Source organism: Pirellulales bacterium, assembly GCA_036267355.1.
Lineage (GTDB): Bacteria > Planctomycetota > Planctomycetia > Pirellulales > DATAWG01 > DATAWG01.
This window is the reverse complement of the sequence record DATAWG010000125.1, coordinates 60352-77480: the sequence shown is the minus strand read 5'-3', so window position 1 is coordinate 77480 and position 17129 is coordinate 60352. Positions and strand designations below refer to the sequence as shown.

Here is a 17129-nt window from a genome sequence, read left to right as displayed (position 1 = left end):
CCTGCCCGCCAGGGCCGACGTTCGCCGAACAATTGATGCCTCGCGCCACCGGATCGGAAGAAGTTCCGCCTCCCGTCGGCGCATCGCAGCCACCCGTGCCAAGTCCTTAGAGAGCAGCGTAGCAGGCACACTCCGTGTGCCATCGGCGCACCGCGGAGCATTGCGCACGGAGCAGCGCAGACGGCACACGGAGTGTCCCTGCTACGTTGGGCGCGGCTCCGCCGCATTGGAGCGGGGCGGAAAGCGGTGTCAGGAAGTCGGGAACCGTTTCTCGGGCCGGTGTTCTCCGTGCCACTAACACACGAATTCTTTGTAAGGATCGACGAAAAGCGTTTTTGTCGTAGCAGGCACACTCACCGCGGAGCATTGCGCACGGAGCAGCGCAGACGGCACACGGAGTGTGCCTGCTACGTTGGGCGCGGCTCCGCGGCACGGGGGCTCTGTGGTTAGCCATTCGCCCGACAAAACCCCCATCGATAGGAGCGCCACACTAGTTACTCCCGCACCCATTTCAGCGCTTCGTCACTCTGTGCGATGTCGAAATAGTGGACCTTGGCGGTGGTGAAGGGCTTGCAGAAGACGGCCATGCCCGATTCCCATTTTCGCTCGCCGACCAAGGCCAGCCGCTCGATGTGGCTGAAGTGTTTGAAGTCGAATTTGATGTCGTCCCACAGGGCGCCGAGCGTCCAGCCGTGGAAATCGTGCATGATCGTGAGGATGCGGATTTTGCCGTGTTTTGCAATCAGTCGATCGACTTCCGGGCCGAGATGTTGGTAGTCCTCTTTGGTGAGCTTTCCGCTCAGCGTGACCATGAGCGTTTTGCCATCGTCTTCTTCTTTCAGGGCAACAGTCATCGGATCGTCTCCAGCTTGGGGCCTGTGTCTTATGGAAAAGCGAGTTGCAGTTGGTTTTGCGATTTGCTTGCCGCCCCTCGGACCAGCGTAGTACACTTAAGCCGTCGCGACAACAATCTAATCTATCGATCGCGATTCCAAACGGCGGGCGTTTCTTGCGTCGCGGGATGGTTCCCGGTGGCAGCGGGCGTGGGCGTGCGGCACAACAATCGCCGTGCGTGTGCGAGCGTTTGTTGGGGGGATGGCGATTCGCCGCGTGGTCCGGGGACGTGCGTTTCGGCTTCAGCGTCGCGCGATAGATTTCAAGCAACCGACCTCTGGAATCGGAGCAACCCTGTAATGGCCCTTCCTTCCGTGTTGGACCGCGAACGAACCATTGCGTCTCCCGGCTTCAGCCGTTGGCTCGTGCCCCCAGCCGCGCTGGCGATCCATTTGGCGATCGGGCAGGTGTATGCGTTCAGCGTGTTCAACAAACCCTTGGAACGCGTGATCGGCGTCAGTCAGCATGTAAAAGGGGATTGGGTCGCCACTGAAATCACCTGGATCTTCAGCGTTGCCATCGTGTTTCTTGGGCTTTCGGCGGCGCTGTTCGGCAAATGGCTGGAAGCGGCCGGGCCGCGGAAGGCGATGGTTGCCGCGGCAATCTGCTTCGGCGGCGGTTTCCTCGTGGCGGCCCTCGGCGTGCAGTTGCATCAGATGATTCTGATTTACCTCGGCTACGGCGTGCTCGGCGGCATCGGACTGGGATTGGGATATATTTCGCCGGTATCGACGCTGATCAAGTGGTTTCCAGACCGGCCGGGCATGGCGACCGGCATGGCCATCATGGGCTTCGGTGGCGGAGCGATGATCGGCGGGCCGCTCGGCGTGTTCCTGATGGACCGATTCAAGAGCCCAACCTCGACCGGGATCGCGCAAACATGGGTCGTCATGGGGATTGGCTATTTTGTGTTCATGCTGTTTGGGGCGATCACGGTGCGATTGCCCGCGCCGGGTTGGATGCCGGCCGGCTATGTCGCTCCGACACGGCCGCAGCGGCTGATCACCTCCGCCCAGGTGACCGCCGACTCGGCCATCCAGACGCCGCAGTTTTATTTGGTTTGGCTTGTGCTGTTCTTGAACGTCACCGCCGGAATCGCGATTTTGAAACAAGCCTCGCCGATGATCCAGGATATGTTTGGCGACGTGACGCCGCTCGAGGCCGGCGGATTCGTCGGGCTGCTGAGCATCTTCAACATGGCCGGACGATTCTTATGGTCGACGATCTCCGACTATATCGGCCGCAAGCCGACCTATGCGATTTATCTGCTGCTGGGCGCGTGCCTTTATGTCTTGGTGCCAAGCACCGGACACATGGGGAGCAAACTACTGTTTATCGCCTGCTGCGCGGTTATTTTGAGCATGTACGGCGGTGGATTCGCCACCGTGCCCGCTTATCTCCGCGACTTATTCGGCACGATGCAGGTCGGAGCGATCCATGGGCGATTGCTCACCGCCTGGTCGGCCGCTGGCATAGCCGGGCCGGTGTTGATCACCTATATCGGGCAATACATGATCGATCAAAAGGTGTCGAAATCGCTTTCCTACGACTACACGATGTACCTCATGGCCGGATTGCTGGTGATTGGCGCCGTTTGCAACTTCTTGATTACGCCGGTCAAGCCGCGTTATCATTTCGAGCAACAAGTTGCCGAGATGCAGCCGGCCGGTGCGAGACGACCGGCCTGACGCCATTCGGGTGTGTTCGACTAGACTTCGGCCAGGCTCGGCCGAAAAATAACTTCCGTTTCTTGAACCCCTCACCCTGCCCTCTCCCGCAAGGGGAGAGGGGCCTGTGGAGAAGCTATTTTTCGGCCGAGCCTTCGCCAATCCGTGAGAAAGAATATATGAGCGCGCCACACGCCGAAAGCCAACCGTTGATGCCGATGAGTTCCGCCGGAGTTCTCGCGCGGTTGGTGTTCGCCTGGGCGTTCGTCGGCGTTCCTTTGGTGTGGGGCGTCTATCGCACCTATAAAACTGCGGAGCCGCTGTTCGTCGCCGCACCTGCGGCTGCTGCTCCGGATCAAACCGCGCCCGTTAGCCCGAAGCGCTAGCAAGGGTGGGCCCTCCCGACGAGTTTTCCTTTGCCGGTGGCGACGCCTGGAGTCGAATCGCGTGACCGAGCAAGCTTTTCTGCAAGTTGCGGTTCAGAAGGCAACACAGACCGCCGAAGGCTCGGCGATCGAAGCTCGGCCGGATCAAGTCGCCGTCGAAGAGCCGCTTGAAATTCGCCTCGGCTACGGGCCCGCGGATCGGCGGCAACAACGCAGCATCTCGATCACGATGCGCACACCCGGGCAAGATGCGGAGTTGGCCGCCGGCTTTTTGCTCTCCGAAGGCATCATCCGCGGCGGCGGCGAGATTGAAACCGTTCGGCCGGTCGGATCCGCCGTCGGGCCGGCGGCGGCGCATAATGTCGTGCAGATCGAATTGCGACCGATGGTTGCCGTGGATCTTGGCCGGCTCGAACGGCATTTCTACACCACGTCGAGTTGCGGCGTTTGCGGAAAAAGTTCGCTCGAAGCGCTCGAGCTGCAACAAGCTCCCGCGCTCGATGAGCATGCCCCACGCATTTCGGCGAGCGTGATCTACGGGCTGCCCGACAAGCTGCGGCAATCGCAGACCGTGTTCGATCGAACGGGCGGTTTGCACGCGGCGGCGCTCTTCGATGCCAAAGGGAATCTGCTCGCGATTCGCGAAGATGTCGGCCGGCACAACGCGGTCGATAAGCTCGTCGGCTCGCAGTTGTGGGCCGCTCGATTGCCGCTTCGCGACAAGGGAATTCTCGTCAGCGGCCGGGCCAGCTTCGAATTGATGCAAAAAACCTTGATGGCCGGTTGCCCGATGCTCGTGGCCGTTGGAGCGCCGTCGAGCCTGGCAGTGGAATTGGCGGTGCGGTTCAGAATGACACTGCTGGGTTTCGTCCGCGATCGCCGATTCAATATCTACAGCGGCGCGTGGCGACTGGTGTAGCCTCCGGAAGTTTGCGATCCTTCCGTTAGCGGCAGGGCGCTAGCCGCCGATGCTGTTCATCGCGATGTCGCACCGTTTCGAAACATCCGAGCGGCCGATGTTCTAAGTGTGGCGTGCCACTCGTTGGACCGGCGGCTAGCGCCTTGCCGCTAACGTTACACCCCGATCTCTTGCTTTACGGCGGCGAAGGCTTCGATCGCGAATTGCAGGTCGTCGCGTGAGTGGGCGGCGGAGATTTGGGTGCGGATGCGGGCTCTGCCTTGCGGCACGACGGGATAGGAAAACCCGATCACATACACGCCCTGGGCCAGCGCCGCTTCGGCAAATCGGCCCGCCAGCGCCGCGTCGCCGAGCATGATCGGGCAGATCGGATGCGTGCCGGCCAAAATGCTGAAACCGCGGCGGGCCATTTCCTCGCGGAACAAACGCGTGTTGGCTTCCAGCTTGTCGCGCAGCGCGGTCGATTGCGAAAGCATTTCCAGCACCTGCAGCGACGCGCCGGCGATGCTCGGGGCGAGCGTGTTCGAGAACAGATACGGCCGCGATCGTTGCCGCAACATTTCGACGATTTCTCGCTTGCCGCTCGTGTATCCGCCGCTGGCGCCGCCGAGGGCCTTGCCGAGCGTGCCGGTGAGAACGTCGACCCGGCCCATCACGCCGCATAGCTCGTGCGTTCCACGCCCCGTGCGGCCCATGAATCCCACGGCATGCGAGTCGTCGACCATCACGAGCGCATCGTAGTTGTCTGCCAAATCGCAAATGGCCGCCAAATTTGCGACGTAGCCGTCCATGGAGAAAACGCCGTCCGTGGCGATCAGCTTGAAGCGGGCCCCCGCCGAAGCGGCTTCGTTCAGCTTCGCTTCCAGGTCGGCCATATCGCTATTGCGATAGCGGAATCGCTGCGCTTTACAAAGCCGGATGCCGTCGATGATGCTGGCGTGGTTCAATTCGTCGGAGATCACGGCGTCTTCCGCGCCGAGCAGCGTTTCGAACAATCCGCCGTTGGCGTCGAAACACGAGCTGTAGAGGATCGTGTCTTCGGTGCCGAGGAATTCGCTCAGCTTCGCTTCGAGTTCCTTGTGCAACGATTGCGTGCCGCAGATAAACCGCACCGATGCCAGGCCATAGCCCCAGCGATCGAGCGCGGCATGGGCGGCTTGCAAAACCGCCGGATGCTCGGCCAGCCCGAGATAATTGTTCGCGCACATGTTTAGCAATTCGCGCCCCTCGCCGACGCGGATATGCGCATCCTGCGGCGTCGAGATCACGCGCTCGCGCTTGTACGTGCCTGCGGCCCGAATGCCATCGAGCTGTTGCAGAAGATATTGGCGGAAGTTGTCGCGCATCGCAATCAGCGGAGGGTGAGCTGCCGTTCGAACAAGGAGCTGTTTCGACGCCGAGTGCGTGGGAACCCGGAGGAATCATAACCGAACGTCGAGCGAACCGCGCGACAGGCAGTTATCGCGCGGCTCCTGCCGGTTCGGCGGCGTGGTGGCCGGCGTGGGTCGGCGAGTTCGGGTCCGCGGCGTGCTCGGCCGGTTTCGCGTGCGCCTCGGCATCGGCGAGTTCCTTCTTCAGCACGGCCAATTCATCCTTGAATTTCGGATCGGCCAAGAGAGATTCGGCAAGTGCCTGGCCGAAAACGCGGCCGCCATAGATGTCGCTCGGGTGGTGCAGCCCGGCGACGACGCGGTCCCACCCGATCTCGCGGCCGCGGTCCAAGAGCGCTTCGCGATGTGCCGGAGCGAGTTCGGCGAGGATCAGGGCATACATTGTTCCGCGCGTCGAATGTCCGCTCGGATACGCATAGGTCGTTTCATTCTTGATCGGCACATGGATTTGCGGATCTTCTTTGGCCGGCCGCGGGCGCTTGAAATGATCTTTGGCCGCGTCGCTGAATGGCTTCGAATCCTTAGCCAAAGCTTTGAATAACTTCGATAGTTGCGGCAGATTGTCGGAGGTGCACCACGGTCCGAGAACGCTCTTGAATGCATCCACCGACAGATTCACTTCCGATTCGCAACGGGCAACCTGTTCTTCCGTCCGATGCCGTTGCATGACGCGCATCAGCAGCAGTTCTTCATGGGCTTCATCGGAATCGGCCGCGGGAAAACCGGGGAGGAGCTTGATCGCGTCGACGGCCGACGGCGAAAAATACGAGGGCCGCTCCGCCCGCGCAGCGATCGCGCATGTCAACGAGAGCGCCACGGCGATCGCGGCGGTTCGAAGTTTCATCGATTGAAGTTTCATGTTTCCGATCCTGAAGGGTTATGGTGGAACGTTTCGTCTTTGGCAGTCGAAATGAGTTTTTGCAGTGCGAAGCTCGGAACCGCTTCACGCCCAGGGAAGGCCCACGACCGGTCGTCCACTGGACAGCGTCTTCCTGGCCTTCCCTGGGCTTCGCGATCGCACGCGCGATTCAATCCCAAACGGTGCAGGACGCTTGCTTGCGGTTTCGCGCGTCTTGCCCGACCTCGTATCCGACCTCGGTCAATCCGCCCGTTCTCCTGCCGCCACGACGCGGTGAAAATGCAGCCGCACTTCGCGCGTCACCACGCGGCGAACGCCTTCGACAAGGCAATGCGGTTCGTTGTCTTCCTGGCCGCGGCGGATGATCGTGTCGAGCTTCATGCCGGGCGGAACGGTGAACGTCGATTGATGGATGATCTGATTGCCCGCATCGAGCTCGGGCACGATGAAATGGCAGGTCGCCCCGAACGTCAGCATTCGCGCCGCGTAGGCATCCTGGTAGGGCCGCATGCCGGGAAAGGCCGGCAATAGTCCGTGGTGCAGATTCACGATCCGTCCGCCGGCATATTTCCAGCATGCCTCGGCCGAAAGGATTCGCATATAGCGGGCGAGGATGATGTAGTCGACATCGTATTGATCGCAAAGCTCGACGATGCGGGCGTCGTCGGCCACGCCATTGTCGTCGCCGATCATATGCCAGTCGACGCCAAACTGCTCGGCCAGCAAGCGGCAATGGGTGCGGTTGCCGAGCATCACAGCCGCCTCGGCCCGCACCGTTTGATCACGGATCGCCCGAAGCAGCGCCAATGCCGGCTCGGGCCGCAGCGTGGTGCAGATCGCCAGTCGCGGCCGCTCGGATCGCAGTTCCGGAGACCAGACGCGGATCGACAGCCGTTTCTGCTGCCCGATTTCCGCCATGGCGGTTCGCAAGCCGAGCAATTCATCGCCGGCCAGTTCGATTCTCAACAGCATCGCGAAGAGGCATTCGTCGTCGTGATCGTACATCTGGATCTCGGCGATATTCGCCCCCAGACCGGTCACGTAGTGGATGATCGGATCGGCCAATCCACGATTATCGGGTCCGACGGCGGAAAGAATGACTTGCATGATCCTGCGGCCGTCGGGCGTTGGAAAAAAATTGGGGCGAAGGTGCACGAAAAGACTGTGCGGAACCTGCGGATTCTGCCGTGGAAATCGGGCCGACAACTAATCGAGCGATTACCGACGAAACAACTTCCGCTTGAGCGATATGATGCCAAATGATTCTAGCATGCCTGTTGGTTGATCGTTCGTGAAGCACGGCAGGCGCCAGCCGATGGGCTCACTGGCAACTAAGAATGCAAGTAAACCCTTTCCTCCTAATGAGATTCTACGACATAGCCAACCCGTGCGACGGGATTGGCATGTAAATTGCTAATACCGCAGCGGATTCTATCCTTGTTGGAACAAGGCCGTAAGAGGACCAAACCGATGCAACTATCAGAACTACGCAAGCGCGATCGTTTGACCCGGGGTGTGGCGACGTTTCGCGGGGACGAAGGTTTGGTGCCCGATAGCCGAGGCGGATTACGGCCAGTGGATTGCATCGAACGGAAGCTCGGCACGTTGCTCACCGAAGAAGTGGCCGTGGCCCCGACGCGATTCACGCGCAGCAGCGGGCTTGGCAACGATGGTCGGCCATCGCGAAAAACTCCTGAATAGCCGATCAGCTAAATAGCCGGTGTTGAAGAACGGGACGGGCATCTCGCGCAATCGCGAAACGTGCGATAAAACCGATTGGTCGTTCGGAGCCAGCCGCCTTCCTTTTTCAACAAGTCTATCCCATTGTCACCAAGACTTGGTGCGCCGCGCCGTCATCGGTCAAAGCAACTTCGCCGCCCGGGCATTCGCGGCCATCAAGGGCAATGGAACGAATGCCGCGTTGCACTCCGCTGGGGTTTTCCACGACGATTCGGTACGTGCTGTTCGCACGCCGGAAGGTGATCTCAAAGCCGGGCCAACTCTTCGGCACGCGGGGATCGATCCGTAGCGAATCGCCCTGCAAATGAAATCCCAGCAGCGATTCCAAGCCGACGCGATACATCCAGGCCGCGCTTCCGGTATACCATGTCCAGCCGCCCCGGCCGGTATGCGGCGGCAAGCTGTAAACGTCGGCAGCGACGACATACGGCTCGACGCGATATTTCTCGGCCGCATGCGGATCGATCGCATGATGGATCGGGTTGAGTAGATCGAACAATTCGAGCGCTCGATCTCCCTCGCCCATTTCTGCAAATGCTTGCACGGTCCATAAGGCCGCGTGCGTGTATTGGCCGCCGTTTTCGCGCACGCCGGGAAGATAGCCCTTGATGTAGCCGGGCTCCAAAGCCGTGTGATCGAACGGCGGCCAGAGCAACAACATGAGCTGATCGCTGCTACGCATCAGCCGGTCGCAAACCGATTGCATCGCGAGTTTCGACCGCTCGGCGTCGCCGCCGGCGAACACGGACCACGATTGGGCGATCGAATCGATCTGACAAGCATCGTTTTCTTTCGAACCGAGCGGAGTTCCATCGTCGAAAAACGCGCGGCGATACCAGGCCCCGTCCCAGGCCACGCTTTCGACGGCTCGCCGCAGTTCGCTGGCGCGAGACGCCAACTGTGTCGCTCGGTTTGTGTCTTTGCGGCTTGCAGCAATTTTTGCAAAACGCTGAAGAATGACGATCTGAAACCACGCCGCCCAAACGCTTTCTCCCTTGCCGCCGGCGCCGACATCGCTCATGCCGTCGTTCCAGTCGCCGCTTCCCATTAGCGGCAACCCATGCGCTCCGAATCGCAGACCATGGTCGATGGCGCGCAAGCAATGCGCGTAGAGCGAATCGGATTGCGGCGAAACTTCCGGCAATTCGTAGCGTTCCTGCTCGTCTTCTTTCAGCGGCGGCGAATGAAGGTAGGGCACCACGGCATCGAGCACCGCGGCATCGTCCGTGATCGCGACATAATGGCACGTCACGAGCGCCAGCCACAGAAAATCGTCGCAAAAGCGGGTGCGAACGCCGCGGCCGGTCGGCGGATGCCACCAATGCTGCACGTCTCCTTCCTCGAATTGCCGCGAGGCTGCTCGCAGCAGATGCTCGCGAGCCAAATCGGGTCGGCCGTAGGCAAGCGCCATCGAATCTTGCAGTTGGTCGCGATAACCGTAGGCGCCGCCGGCCTGATAGAAAGCCGATCGGCCCCAGAAGCGGCAACTGAGCGTTTGATAGGGCAACCAACGATTCAAGAGCAGATCGAGACCGCGGTTCGGCGTGCGGACTTGCACCGCCGATAGAAAATCGTTCCACATTGCGCGGCTCTTGTCGGCGGCGGCCGCGACAGCATGGGGATCGGAGTAGCGCTCCAACAGCGGCTGCAAATCATCCCGGCTTGCCACCTGGCCGAGGAGAAACACGACCTCGGTTTCCTCGCCGGGGGCAAGTTGAAGTTTGGTTTGCAGGGCGCCGCAAGGATCCAGTCCGGCGCCGACGCGGCCGGAAAGCGCGGTTCGCGCCAGGGCGGCTGGATTGGCCCAATTGCCGTTTCGGCCGAACATCTCACGGCGATCGGCAGTGCAGGTGCGCGTCCGGCCGACGATTTGAAAAAAGGAAACGCGCGTGGAAAAATCCTGGTTGAATGCGTTCGTGGCGAGCAATGCCCCCGTTTTTTCGTCCGTCGCGCTGACGATGTGGAGCTGCGTCTGCTGCCGATCGACGCCGAGCACCCATTGAACACAGCCGGTTATCGCAAGCTGCCTTGGTCGGCCCGAGTCGTTGCGCAGCGAAAGCCGGACGATTTTTACCGGATCGTCGGCGGCGATCGTCACGAGCAGCCGTTGGCTGACGCCGTGCGAATGGTGTTCGAATTGCGAATAGCCTTGACCGTGCCGAACGATGTAGGGCTGCGGATCGCGGCTCGGCAATGGCGTCGGGGTCCAGTGCTCGCCCGTCTCGCTGTCGCAAATGTAAATCGCTTCCGAAGGGGGATCGGACACCGGATCGTTCGACCAACCGGTGAGCTTGTTTTCGCGGCTATTTTCCGACCACGTGTATCCGCCGCCCGTCTCGGTGATCAAGCAACCGAACGATGGATTGGCGACGACGTTGCTCCATGGGGCCGGCGTCCAGCGATCCGGGGAAAGCCGGATGACGTATTCGCTGCCATCGCGGGAGAATTCAGCAAAACCGTTATCGAAATTTGCGGCGGACGCATTGGCCGACGATGCGGGACGTTTTGCCTTTAAGGAGCGTTGGTCGCTACCGGAATCGTGCAGCCGCCGCTCGAAGGGCTGCGCGGGAGGCAGCTTCGCCGCGCCGGCCGGCAAGTCGAGTTGTTTGTCGAGCGAGCCTGCGTCTCCCTTCAGCACGACGCCGGCGGCTGCTTGCAGCAGGATCCGATCCTCATCCGGAATTCGCCCGGCCTGCAAGACAAAAACACCGCCGCGCTTGTTCAACAAATCCCAGCCGCTGCTCTCGCCCAGCAGCCGATGCAATTGATCCTGCACCGTGTCGATATATCCGGCCGGCTGCTCGTTCAGAAGCACGAGTTCGACGGTAAACCCCTTGGCGCGCCAATTCTGATGCGCCAACAGCAGATCGCGGACGAGCCCCTCTTGCTCCGGACCGGTAATCCGCGCGAGCACGATCGGAAAATCTCCCGACACGCCGTATCGCCATAGGGCCGATTGCCCCTGCCGATTGGCCGCCAAGATATCCGGCGGAGCCCGCTTTGCCGAATCGGGATAAAGCAGCAGCGACGCGAGCCGTTGGAAGAGATGAATCTTGTTGGCCGATAGATGGACGTGGCGCAGCTCGACCTGCGCATGGGCCCAGGCCAATTCGAAAGCGCGCAACACGACGCGCAAGTCGTGGTATTGATCGGCCAGGGCGACGGCTTCTTCGCGCGTTTTCGCGAAGCCGGTGCTGAATGCCAACCGCACGGATTGTCCTGCCGGGATGCGCATCGTCTGCCGCAAGCTGAAGATCGGATCGAGCACCGGCCCGACCGTCGCGGAAAGGACCGCGCCCGGCAAACACGCCGCCGGCAAAGCTGCCGTTTGTCCGCGCCCCAAGAACCGCGCGCGATCGGTCTCGAACTGGATGCCGCCGGCGGCAAGGCTTCGCGAATTGTCGTCGATTGCCAACATATGCACGGCCCAGCCGGTTTGCTCCCCACGAGTGCGCGGCCGGCGCCGGGCCAACAGGGCATTATGCTCCGGCAACCACTCCGTCTCGACGAACAGCTTTTGGAATGCCGGATGCGCGAGATCCGCCTCAGCCGGGCAGAGCACCAATTCGGCAAAACTGGTGGCGTCGACCGTGTGCGGCCGATCGCCGTGGTTGGTGATCGAGAGCAGCCGCACTTCGACATTGTCGTCGGGTGCGATGGCAACTTCCAAATGGGTTTCCAATTCGTCATCGCGGCGGTTGAATTCCGCCTTGTCGACCGAAAACAAGACTTCGTATTCGTCGGGTTGCTTGGCGACCGGTTGAAAACCGGCCGACCACAAAGCGTGCCGCTCGAGATCTCGAATGTAGATGAATTGGCCCCACGGATCGCAGATCGTATCGGCGCGCCAGCGCGTGATGCGGGTTTCCTGATGCATGCTGAAGCCGCCGCCGGCATTGGTGAGCATCACGGTGTATTGACCGTTGGAAAGCAAATGGGCCCGCGGGCTGTAGGTGTGCGGCGTCGTCAACCAGCGGCTGAGTGGTCGATCGGCCTGCCGCACCACCGGCGCTTGGGCCACCTCGTCTTCATGCGGCTCCAAGAGCGAAATCGCCACCGGCACGCGCTCCTGCAACAGCAATTCGGCAGCCCTGGTCATCGGCTCGGAATGGAAGCGCCGCGGCATGCAATTGTCGAGCAGGCAGTTGGCCAGCGATGTCAACGACATTCCCTGATGGTGGGCAAAATAGCAGCGCACGATGATCTTGTTTTCATTGGGCGGGAGGCGGCGGGGCGTGTAGTCGATCGATTCGTAATAGCCCCAGTGCCCCAGTGCTCCTTCCGCGGCGAGCGCGCGAAAGTTCAGCATGCCGTCGCGGGGTTGCACCGCCAGCGCGAGCGCCGTGGCATACGGCGCCACGACATGATCTTCCGCCAGCCCGCGCTTCAGCCCGAGCCCCGGAACGCCGAATGATTGGTATTGATAGGTGAGGCCCGCATCGAGCACCGCAAAGGCGGATTCGGAAACTCCCCAGGGAAGCCGCTGTTGCCGGCCGAACTGGATTTGCCGTTGCACCGCGGCCTCGCAGCTTTGGGCCAGCAGCGTTTCCGGATAGGTTCGCAAAAACAGGCTTGGCATCAGGTATTCGAACATCGTGCCGCCCCACGAGAGCAACCCCGTCAGCCCGGCCGTGTTCATCAACGGCCGGCCCAAGTGGAACCAATGCCGGTAGTCGATCTCTCCCTTGCCGATCGATAAGAAACTCGCCAACCGGGCCTCGGAGGCCAAGAGATCATAGCGGCTACGATCCAATTGGGCCGTCGAAATGTTGTAGCCGATGGAGAACAGACGGCGCGAGCGGTCGTACAGAAACGAGAAATCCATTTCGGCCGCCATTTGCTGCAGCCGCTCGGCGAGCCGTTGGCAGCGATCCAAAAGTTTCTTGGCGGCCTCGGCCCCGGCGGCAACGGCCGCTTGCAGTTCGGCAATGGCGGCGAGTTCGCTGGACCGATCGCCATTCGCGCCCGCTGATGCCGAAACCGCACCGCGCAGCGCGGCAAATTGCGGTTCCACGGCTTCCGGAAGCGCAGAAATCCGGGCAAGCGTCGTGGCGCCGCTGAGCGCTTGCAGAACGCTGTCCCAAGGCATTCGCGGATCGCGATTGGCTGCGAATATTTCGTTCAGGCAAACCCAGGGAAACAATGCGCCGAAATCGCCATGCAACTCATCGACTTGCTTCGCCAATGCGGCCGAACGATTTCCCAGCGCCGGCGGCGGGAGCGATTGGCCGGCGGTCGGGCTCGCCGATTTTGCAAGCGGATTGCCGCAGGCCGCCAAAATCGGCGCCACGGCCGTTCGTATCTCGGCGAGCATGGCGTTCCAAGCGAGTGGATCGCCCGTCGCGGTTGCCTCCAGGCTGACAACGTGGTCAATCAGCGGGCGGAGGTGCCGCGCGTCGGCGGCGGCGGCAAGATCGTCTTTCGATGTCTGGTCCGGCAATGGCTCGGCGGCTTCGCCGCGCATCGCTTCTTCGACGAGCGCGAGCATATCGCCAAGCCCGGCCAGATTCCTGCGGCGGAGCAATGGCTCGTTCGAGAGCGCAAGCAGCCCCTGCCGGACGGTCAGAGCGCACGCGGCCAAGTTGCCGCTGTCGACGGTCGAGACATATGCCGGGTGCAGCGAGGCGAGCGTTCGCGTGTCGTACCAGTTGTAGGGATGGCCGCGATAATGATCCAGCTTCAGCCATGTGTCGAGACTTCGCTCGAGCCAGCCCGTTAGATCATGGATTCCGAGGAAGCCGAAGTCGTGCGCCGCCAAGGCGGACACCAGGAGCAATCCTTCGTTGGTGGGCGACGTGCGATGCGCCACCGCCGGCTTGGGAGACTCTTGAAAATTGTCCGGCGGCAGCCAGTGGTCTTCCGGGCCGACGAACGTTTCGAAGAAGAGCCAGGTGCGGCGAGCCACGAGCCGCAGTTCGCGCCGTTCTTCGTCGTTCAAGGGAAGCGGTATACGGCGGAATGGCCGGCTCAGCGCCCATGCCAAAACCGGCGAAACTGTCCATAATGCCAACAGCGGCAAGGCGCTCCAAAACGCGGCATTCAACAGCCCGTCGGGGCCTCGGACCAGAATTGCCACCAGCATTGCGGCAGCCCACACCGGTGCGGCCCACATCCGGCGAACATAGAACCGCAATGTCCCGCGTGTTTTCTGCTCGGTCACCGCCGCACTTTCCCATTCCAGCAAATTGCGATGCGTGATCAACACACGCGCCACGGTGCGAAGGATCGCGTCGGCCATTAGATACGCCTGGTGCGGCAAGAAACCGACCGCGCACACGGTTTGAAGTGCCGACAAGCCGACCTGCCCACGCACATCCCGAGCATACTGCAGCCACGAAACGCCGCGCGGATGATGCATCGCAATCGAACCGACGTGGATCAACAGCGGCATCGCCGACACTGCCACCGCCGCGAGCGTCCACGCCCAAGCAGGCCCCGGCAACGCCAGCCATGCGACGGCCAGGAGCAGCAGCAAGGTCGGAGGCACGAGACTCCGGCGGAGATTGTCGAAAATCTTCCACCACGAAACGGCGTTCAACGGGTTGCGGCGTTTTCCATGGATGGTCGGGACGAAGGGAAACAGCCACCGCAACAATTGCCAATCGCCGCGCACCCAACGATGTTGCCGCCGCGCGAACGCATAGTATTGCCCCGGCATCGAGTCGATCAATTCCGCGTCGGAGACCAGCGCCGCCCGAGCCAAGCAACCTTCGATGAGGTCGTGGCTCAAGATATGGTTCTCCGGAAATGCCGATTCGGTGGCGGCTTCGAAGGCATCGAGATCGTAAATCCCCTTGCCGATGAAGCTCCCTTCGCCGAACGCGTCTTGATATACATCCGATACCGCCGTGACATACGGATCCAGATGAGGATTGCCGGAGTAGATCCGCGCGAACAACGATTGATTTGCGCTGATTGGGCTGATGCCCACTCGCGGTTGAAGAATCGTGTAGCCGCGCTCGATGACTTCCTGCCGAGCCCCCTGCTGCGGCCGATTGAGCGGATGTGCGATCGTGCTTACCAAACGTCGCACGGTGCCGAGCGGAAGCTGCGTGTCGGCATCGAGAGTGACGACGTATCGCACATCGGCCAGTTGCGTCGGCGGACGCTCGGGAACGATGTAGCTGGTGTCGGTCGAGCCGCGGAGCAAGCGATTGAATTCCGAAAGTTTTCCCCGCTTGCGTTCCCAGCCCATCCATTTATTTTCCAGCGGGTTCCAGCGCCGCGCCCGATGGAAGAGCCAGAATCGTTGTTTGCCGCCGTCGGCATAGCGGCGGTTCAACTCCTCAATTCCCACAATCGCCGCCTTCAGCAAGTCGGCATCTTCGGGCAGGTCCTGCGTGGACGCGTCGACGAAATCGGTAAGCAGGGCAAAGACGACTTCGGGATCGGGATTCGCCAGATAGTGGATTTCCAGCCGATCGAGCAACCCGCGCAAGCAGTCGTGCGACAGCAGCAGCGAAGGCACGACCACAATGGCGCGCTCGGCGCTTGGAATGCCCTCCTTGAATTCCATTTTCGGCAAGACACGCGGCGACAACCGCAGCGAGGTCAGATAATTCGCTAGCGCGACGGCGACTTCGCTTGCCGGAATCCAAGCAAGAATCGCGGCCAGCAACACGATTCCACCCGGCCCGCCATGCGTTGCCGCCAGGGCATCGATTGCCGCCGAGAAACCGAGCCAAAGGGCGCCCGTCAGTCCGAAATAGGCCCAACCGGGACGCCGCGCCAACGTGTTCGCGATTCGCCCGAACGGCATGCGAATCACGCCAAGCAACGATTCGAAAGCGGCTCGGCCGTCGTCGATCAAGTAGTAGCCGATGTGGCCGCCGGCGGCGCCGGGCGGACCCTTGAACGCCTCGACGACGACGCGCTGTGCGACTTCCACCTCCGGCAAACCGCTTCTTCGCGCCAGGCTTTCGACGATATGGCGATAGCGATCGCGCGTGGCAAAATCCATGTTGCCGTAGACGCCGGCCGGATCGCGGCGAAGTTCGCGTTCGACAAGGCTGATCTCTTCGAAGAAGGCCGACCAGTCGAGAGCCGAGATCAATCGCATGCTGGTGATCGCGTTGCCCGTCGACACCTGGGCATGCGCTTGCCGCTGATGTTCTTGTCGCACGATGTCGTCGATCGAACCGCCCCGCTCGGCGATATGCTGGTGCAGCCAGTGCCAGCAGGCCGAGAGATCGTGTCCCTGGTCGCGAAACCGCTGATCGAGATGGGCCACGAGCGGCGGGGCGAGCTCGGGCAGATGTTTGGTCCGCTCGGCGAGACGCCCCGGAGCGTCGTCGGGGCGTTGCTCGATGATCTCGTCGGCCCATGCTTCGCCGCAACGTCGGTGGAATTGGATTTCGACGATCGAATCGGCAAGCCGGCGCAGATTTTCCACGAGCCCCAATCGGAGCATGATCGGCACTGCCCAAATTTCGCCCATGCCGAGCGGCGTAATCTCTTGATAGGCCTTGATGAAACGGGTCAGCGTCGCTTCATCGAGCGTGCTATCCGTGTGGGCGATGATCTCCAGCGCCAGAGCATAGACGCGCGGGTAGCCCGCCAGAACGCCTCGGGCCAGCTTCGGCAATTCGCGATAGAACCGCCGCGGCAAATCTTCGCGGATTTCAATCAGTTGCTCGCGCACGACATAGAAGTTGTCGAGCAGCCATTCTGCCCCGGGAGTGATTTCCTCCCCAGCGCCAATCGCGGCAACGATTTCCTCGTAGCCCGATTCAAGTGCGTTGCGATTTTCTTCGAATCGATGCCACAGCTCCGCCTCTTTCGGATGCGAGGAAACGACGCTATGCCGGGCTGCCAATGCCCGAGCATGGGCCTCGAGGTGCGCCAGGCTAAACGGAGCTTCTTGGAGCGGAACCGTCGCATCAAGCAAAAAAAGGGGAATTTGCTCCGGGCCGTCGTCACTCGATGGTTGAGAAACAGGCGGAGTTTCAGTAGCCATGCGGGTCTCTTCGAACCATCGGCCTCGGGCCGAATTGTCTCGTCTGGGGCAAAAGCCGTGGGGGAATGCAGTATTAGTGCCAAACAACCATGATTCCGAACCGCCGCGATCCGAGAATCCAGACTCTGCACGCGGCGCGTTCGCTATGGTGGCTTGGCCACGCTCAACTCCGCAGCCAGCGGGAACTTATCGGCGTCGCAGATGTCAAGATTAGGAACGAGCCAGCATCGTAACATTGGCACGCAATCCGGGTCGAATGATCGATTTCAATACGCTCATCATGGACCTTTATTGCGCGTTGGCGATGCGTGAATCCA

At 61.3% G+C, this 17129-nt stretch carries 9 protein-coding genes; 4 read left to right on the top strand and 5 right to left on the bottom strand.

The annotated features are described in order from the left end of the window. Positions 1-494: 494 nt before the first annotated feature. Positions 495-854, bottom strand: coding sequence for an STAS/SEC14 domain-containing protein (locus tag VHX65_19765; protein HEX4000796.1), 360 nt, complete (start codon positions 852-854; stop codon positions 495-497). A gap of 339 nt (positions 855-1193) precedes the next feature. Here VHX65_19765 and VHX65_19760 point away from each other — a divergent pair, with 339 nt between their 5' ends. From VHX65_19760 to fdhD, 3 genes are all read left to right on the top strand, one after another. Then, positions 1194-2582 (top strand): OFA family MFS transporter, encoded by a 1389-nt coding sequence (locus VHX65_19760; protein ID HEX4000795.1) that lies wholly within the window; start codon positions 1194-1196, stop codon positions 2580-2582. A 158-nt stretch (positions 2583-2740) separates the two neighbouring features. Next, positions 2741-2947, top strand: a complete 207-nt coding sequence (locus VHX65_19755; protein HEX4000794.1) for a hypothetical protein — start codon at positions 2741-2743, stop codon at positions 2945-2947. A 61-nt stretch (positions 2948-3008) separates the two neighbouring features. Next, positions 3009-3866 carry a formate dehydrogenase accessory sulfurtransferase FdhD gene (gene fdhD, locus VHX65_19750; GenBank protein ID HEX4000793.1) on the top strand — a complete coding sequence of 286 codons (858 nt, stop codon included), beginning with the start codon at positions 3009-3011 and terminating at the stop codon, positions 3864-3866. A 155-nt stretch (positions 3867-4021) separates the two neighbouring features. Here the strand turns inward: fdhD and VHX65_19745 are convergent, their stop codons facing one another. From VHX65_19745 to VHX65_19735, 3 genes are all read right to left on the bottom strand, one after another. Continuing rightward, the gene (locus VHX65_19745) at positions 4022-5212 is read right to left on the bottom strand and encodes a glycine C-acetyltransferase (protein ID HEX4000792.1); all 1191 of its coding nucleotides are present in this window, start codon (positions 5210-5212) and stop codon (positions 4022-4024) included. Positions 5213-5324: 112 nt separating this feature from the next. Continuing rightward, on the bottom strand, positions 5325-6116 hold the full coding sequence (locus tag VHX65_19740; GenBank protein ID HEX4000791.1) for a phosphatase PAP2 family protein: 792 nt from the start codon (positions 6114-6116) through the stop codon (positions 5325-5327). 240 nt (positions 6117-6356) lie between these two features. After that, the gene (locus VHX65_19735) at positions 6357-7223 is read right to left on the bottom strand and encodes a formyltransferase family protein (GenBank protein ID HEX4000790.1); all 867 of its coding nucleotides are present in this window, start codon (positions 7221-7223) and stop codon (positions 6357-6359) included. 363 nt (positions 7224-7586) lie between these two features. Between VHX65_19735 and VHX65_19730 the strand changes: the two genes are divergently transcribed. Beyond that, positions 7587-7817 (top strand): hypothetical protein, encoded by a 231-nt coding sequence (locus VHX65_19730; GenBank protein HEX4000789.1) that lies wholly within the window; start codon positions 7587-7589, stop codon positions 7815-7817. Positions 7818-7932: 115 nt separating this feature from the next. Here the strand turns inward: VHX65_19730 and VHX65_19725 are convergent, their stop codons facing one another. Then, complete coding sequence (locus tag VHX65_19725) at positions 7933-16812, bottom strand: glucoamylase family protein (protein ID HEX4000788.1); 8880 nt, start codon at positions 16810-16812, stop codon at positions 7933-7935. Between the last annotated feature and the right edge of the window lie 317 nt (positions 16813-17129).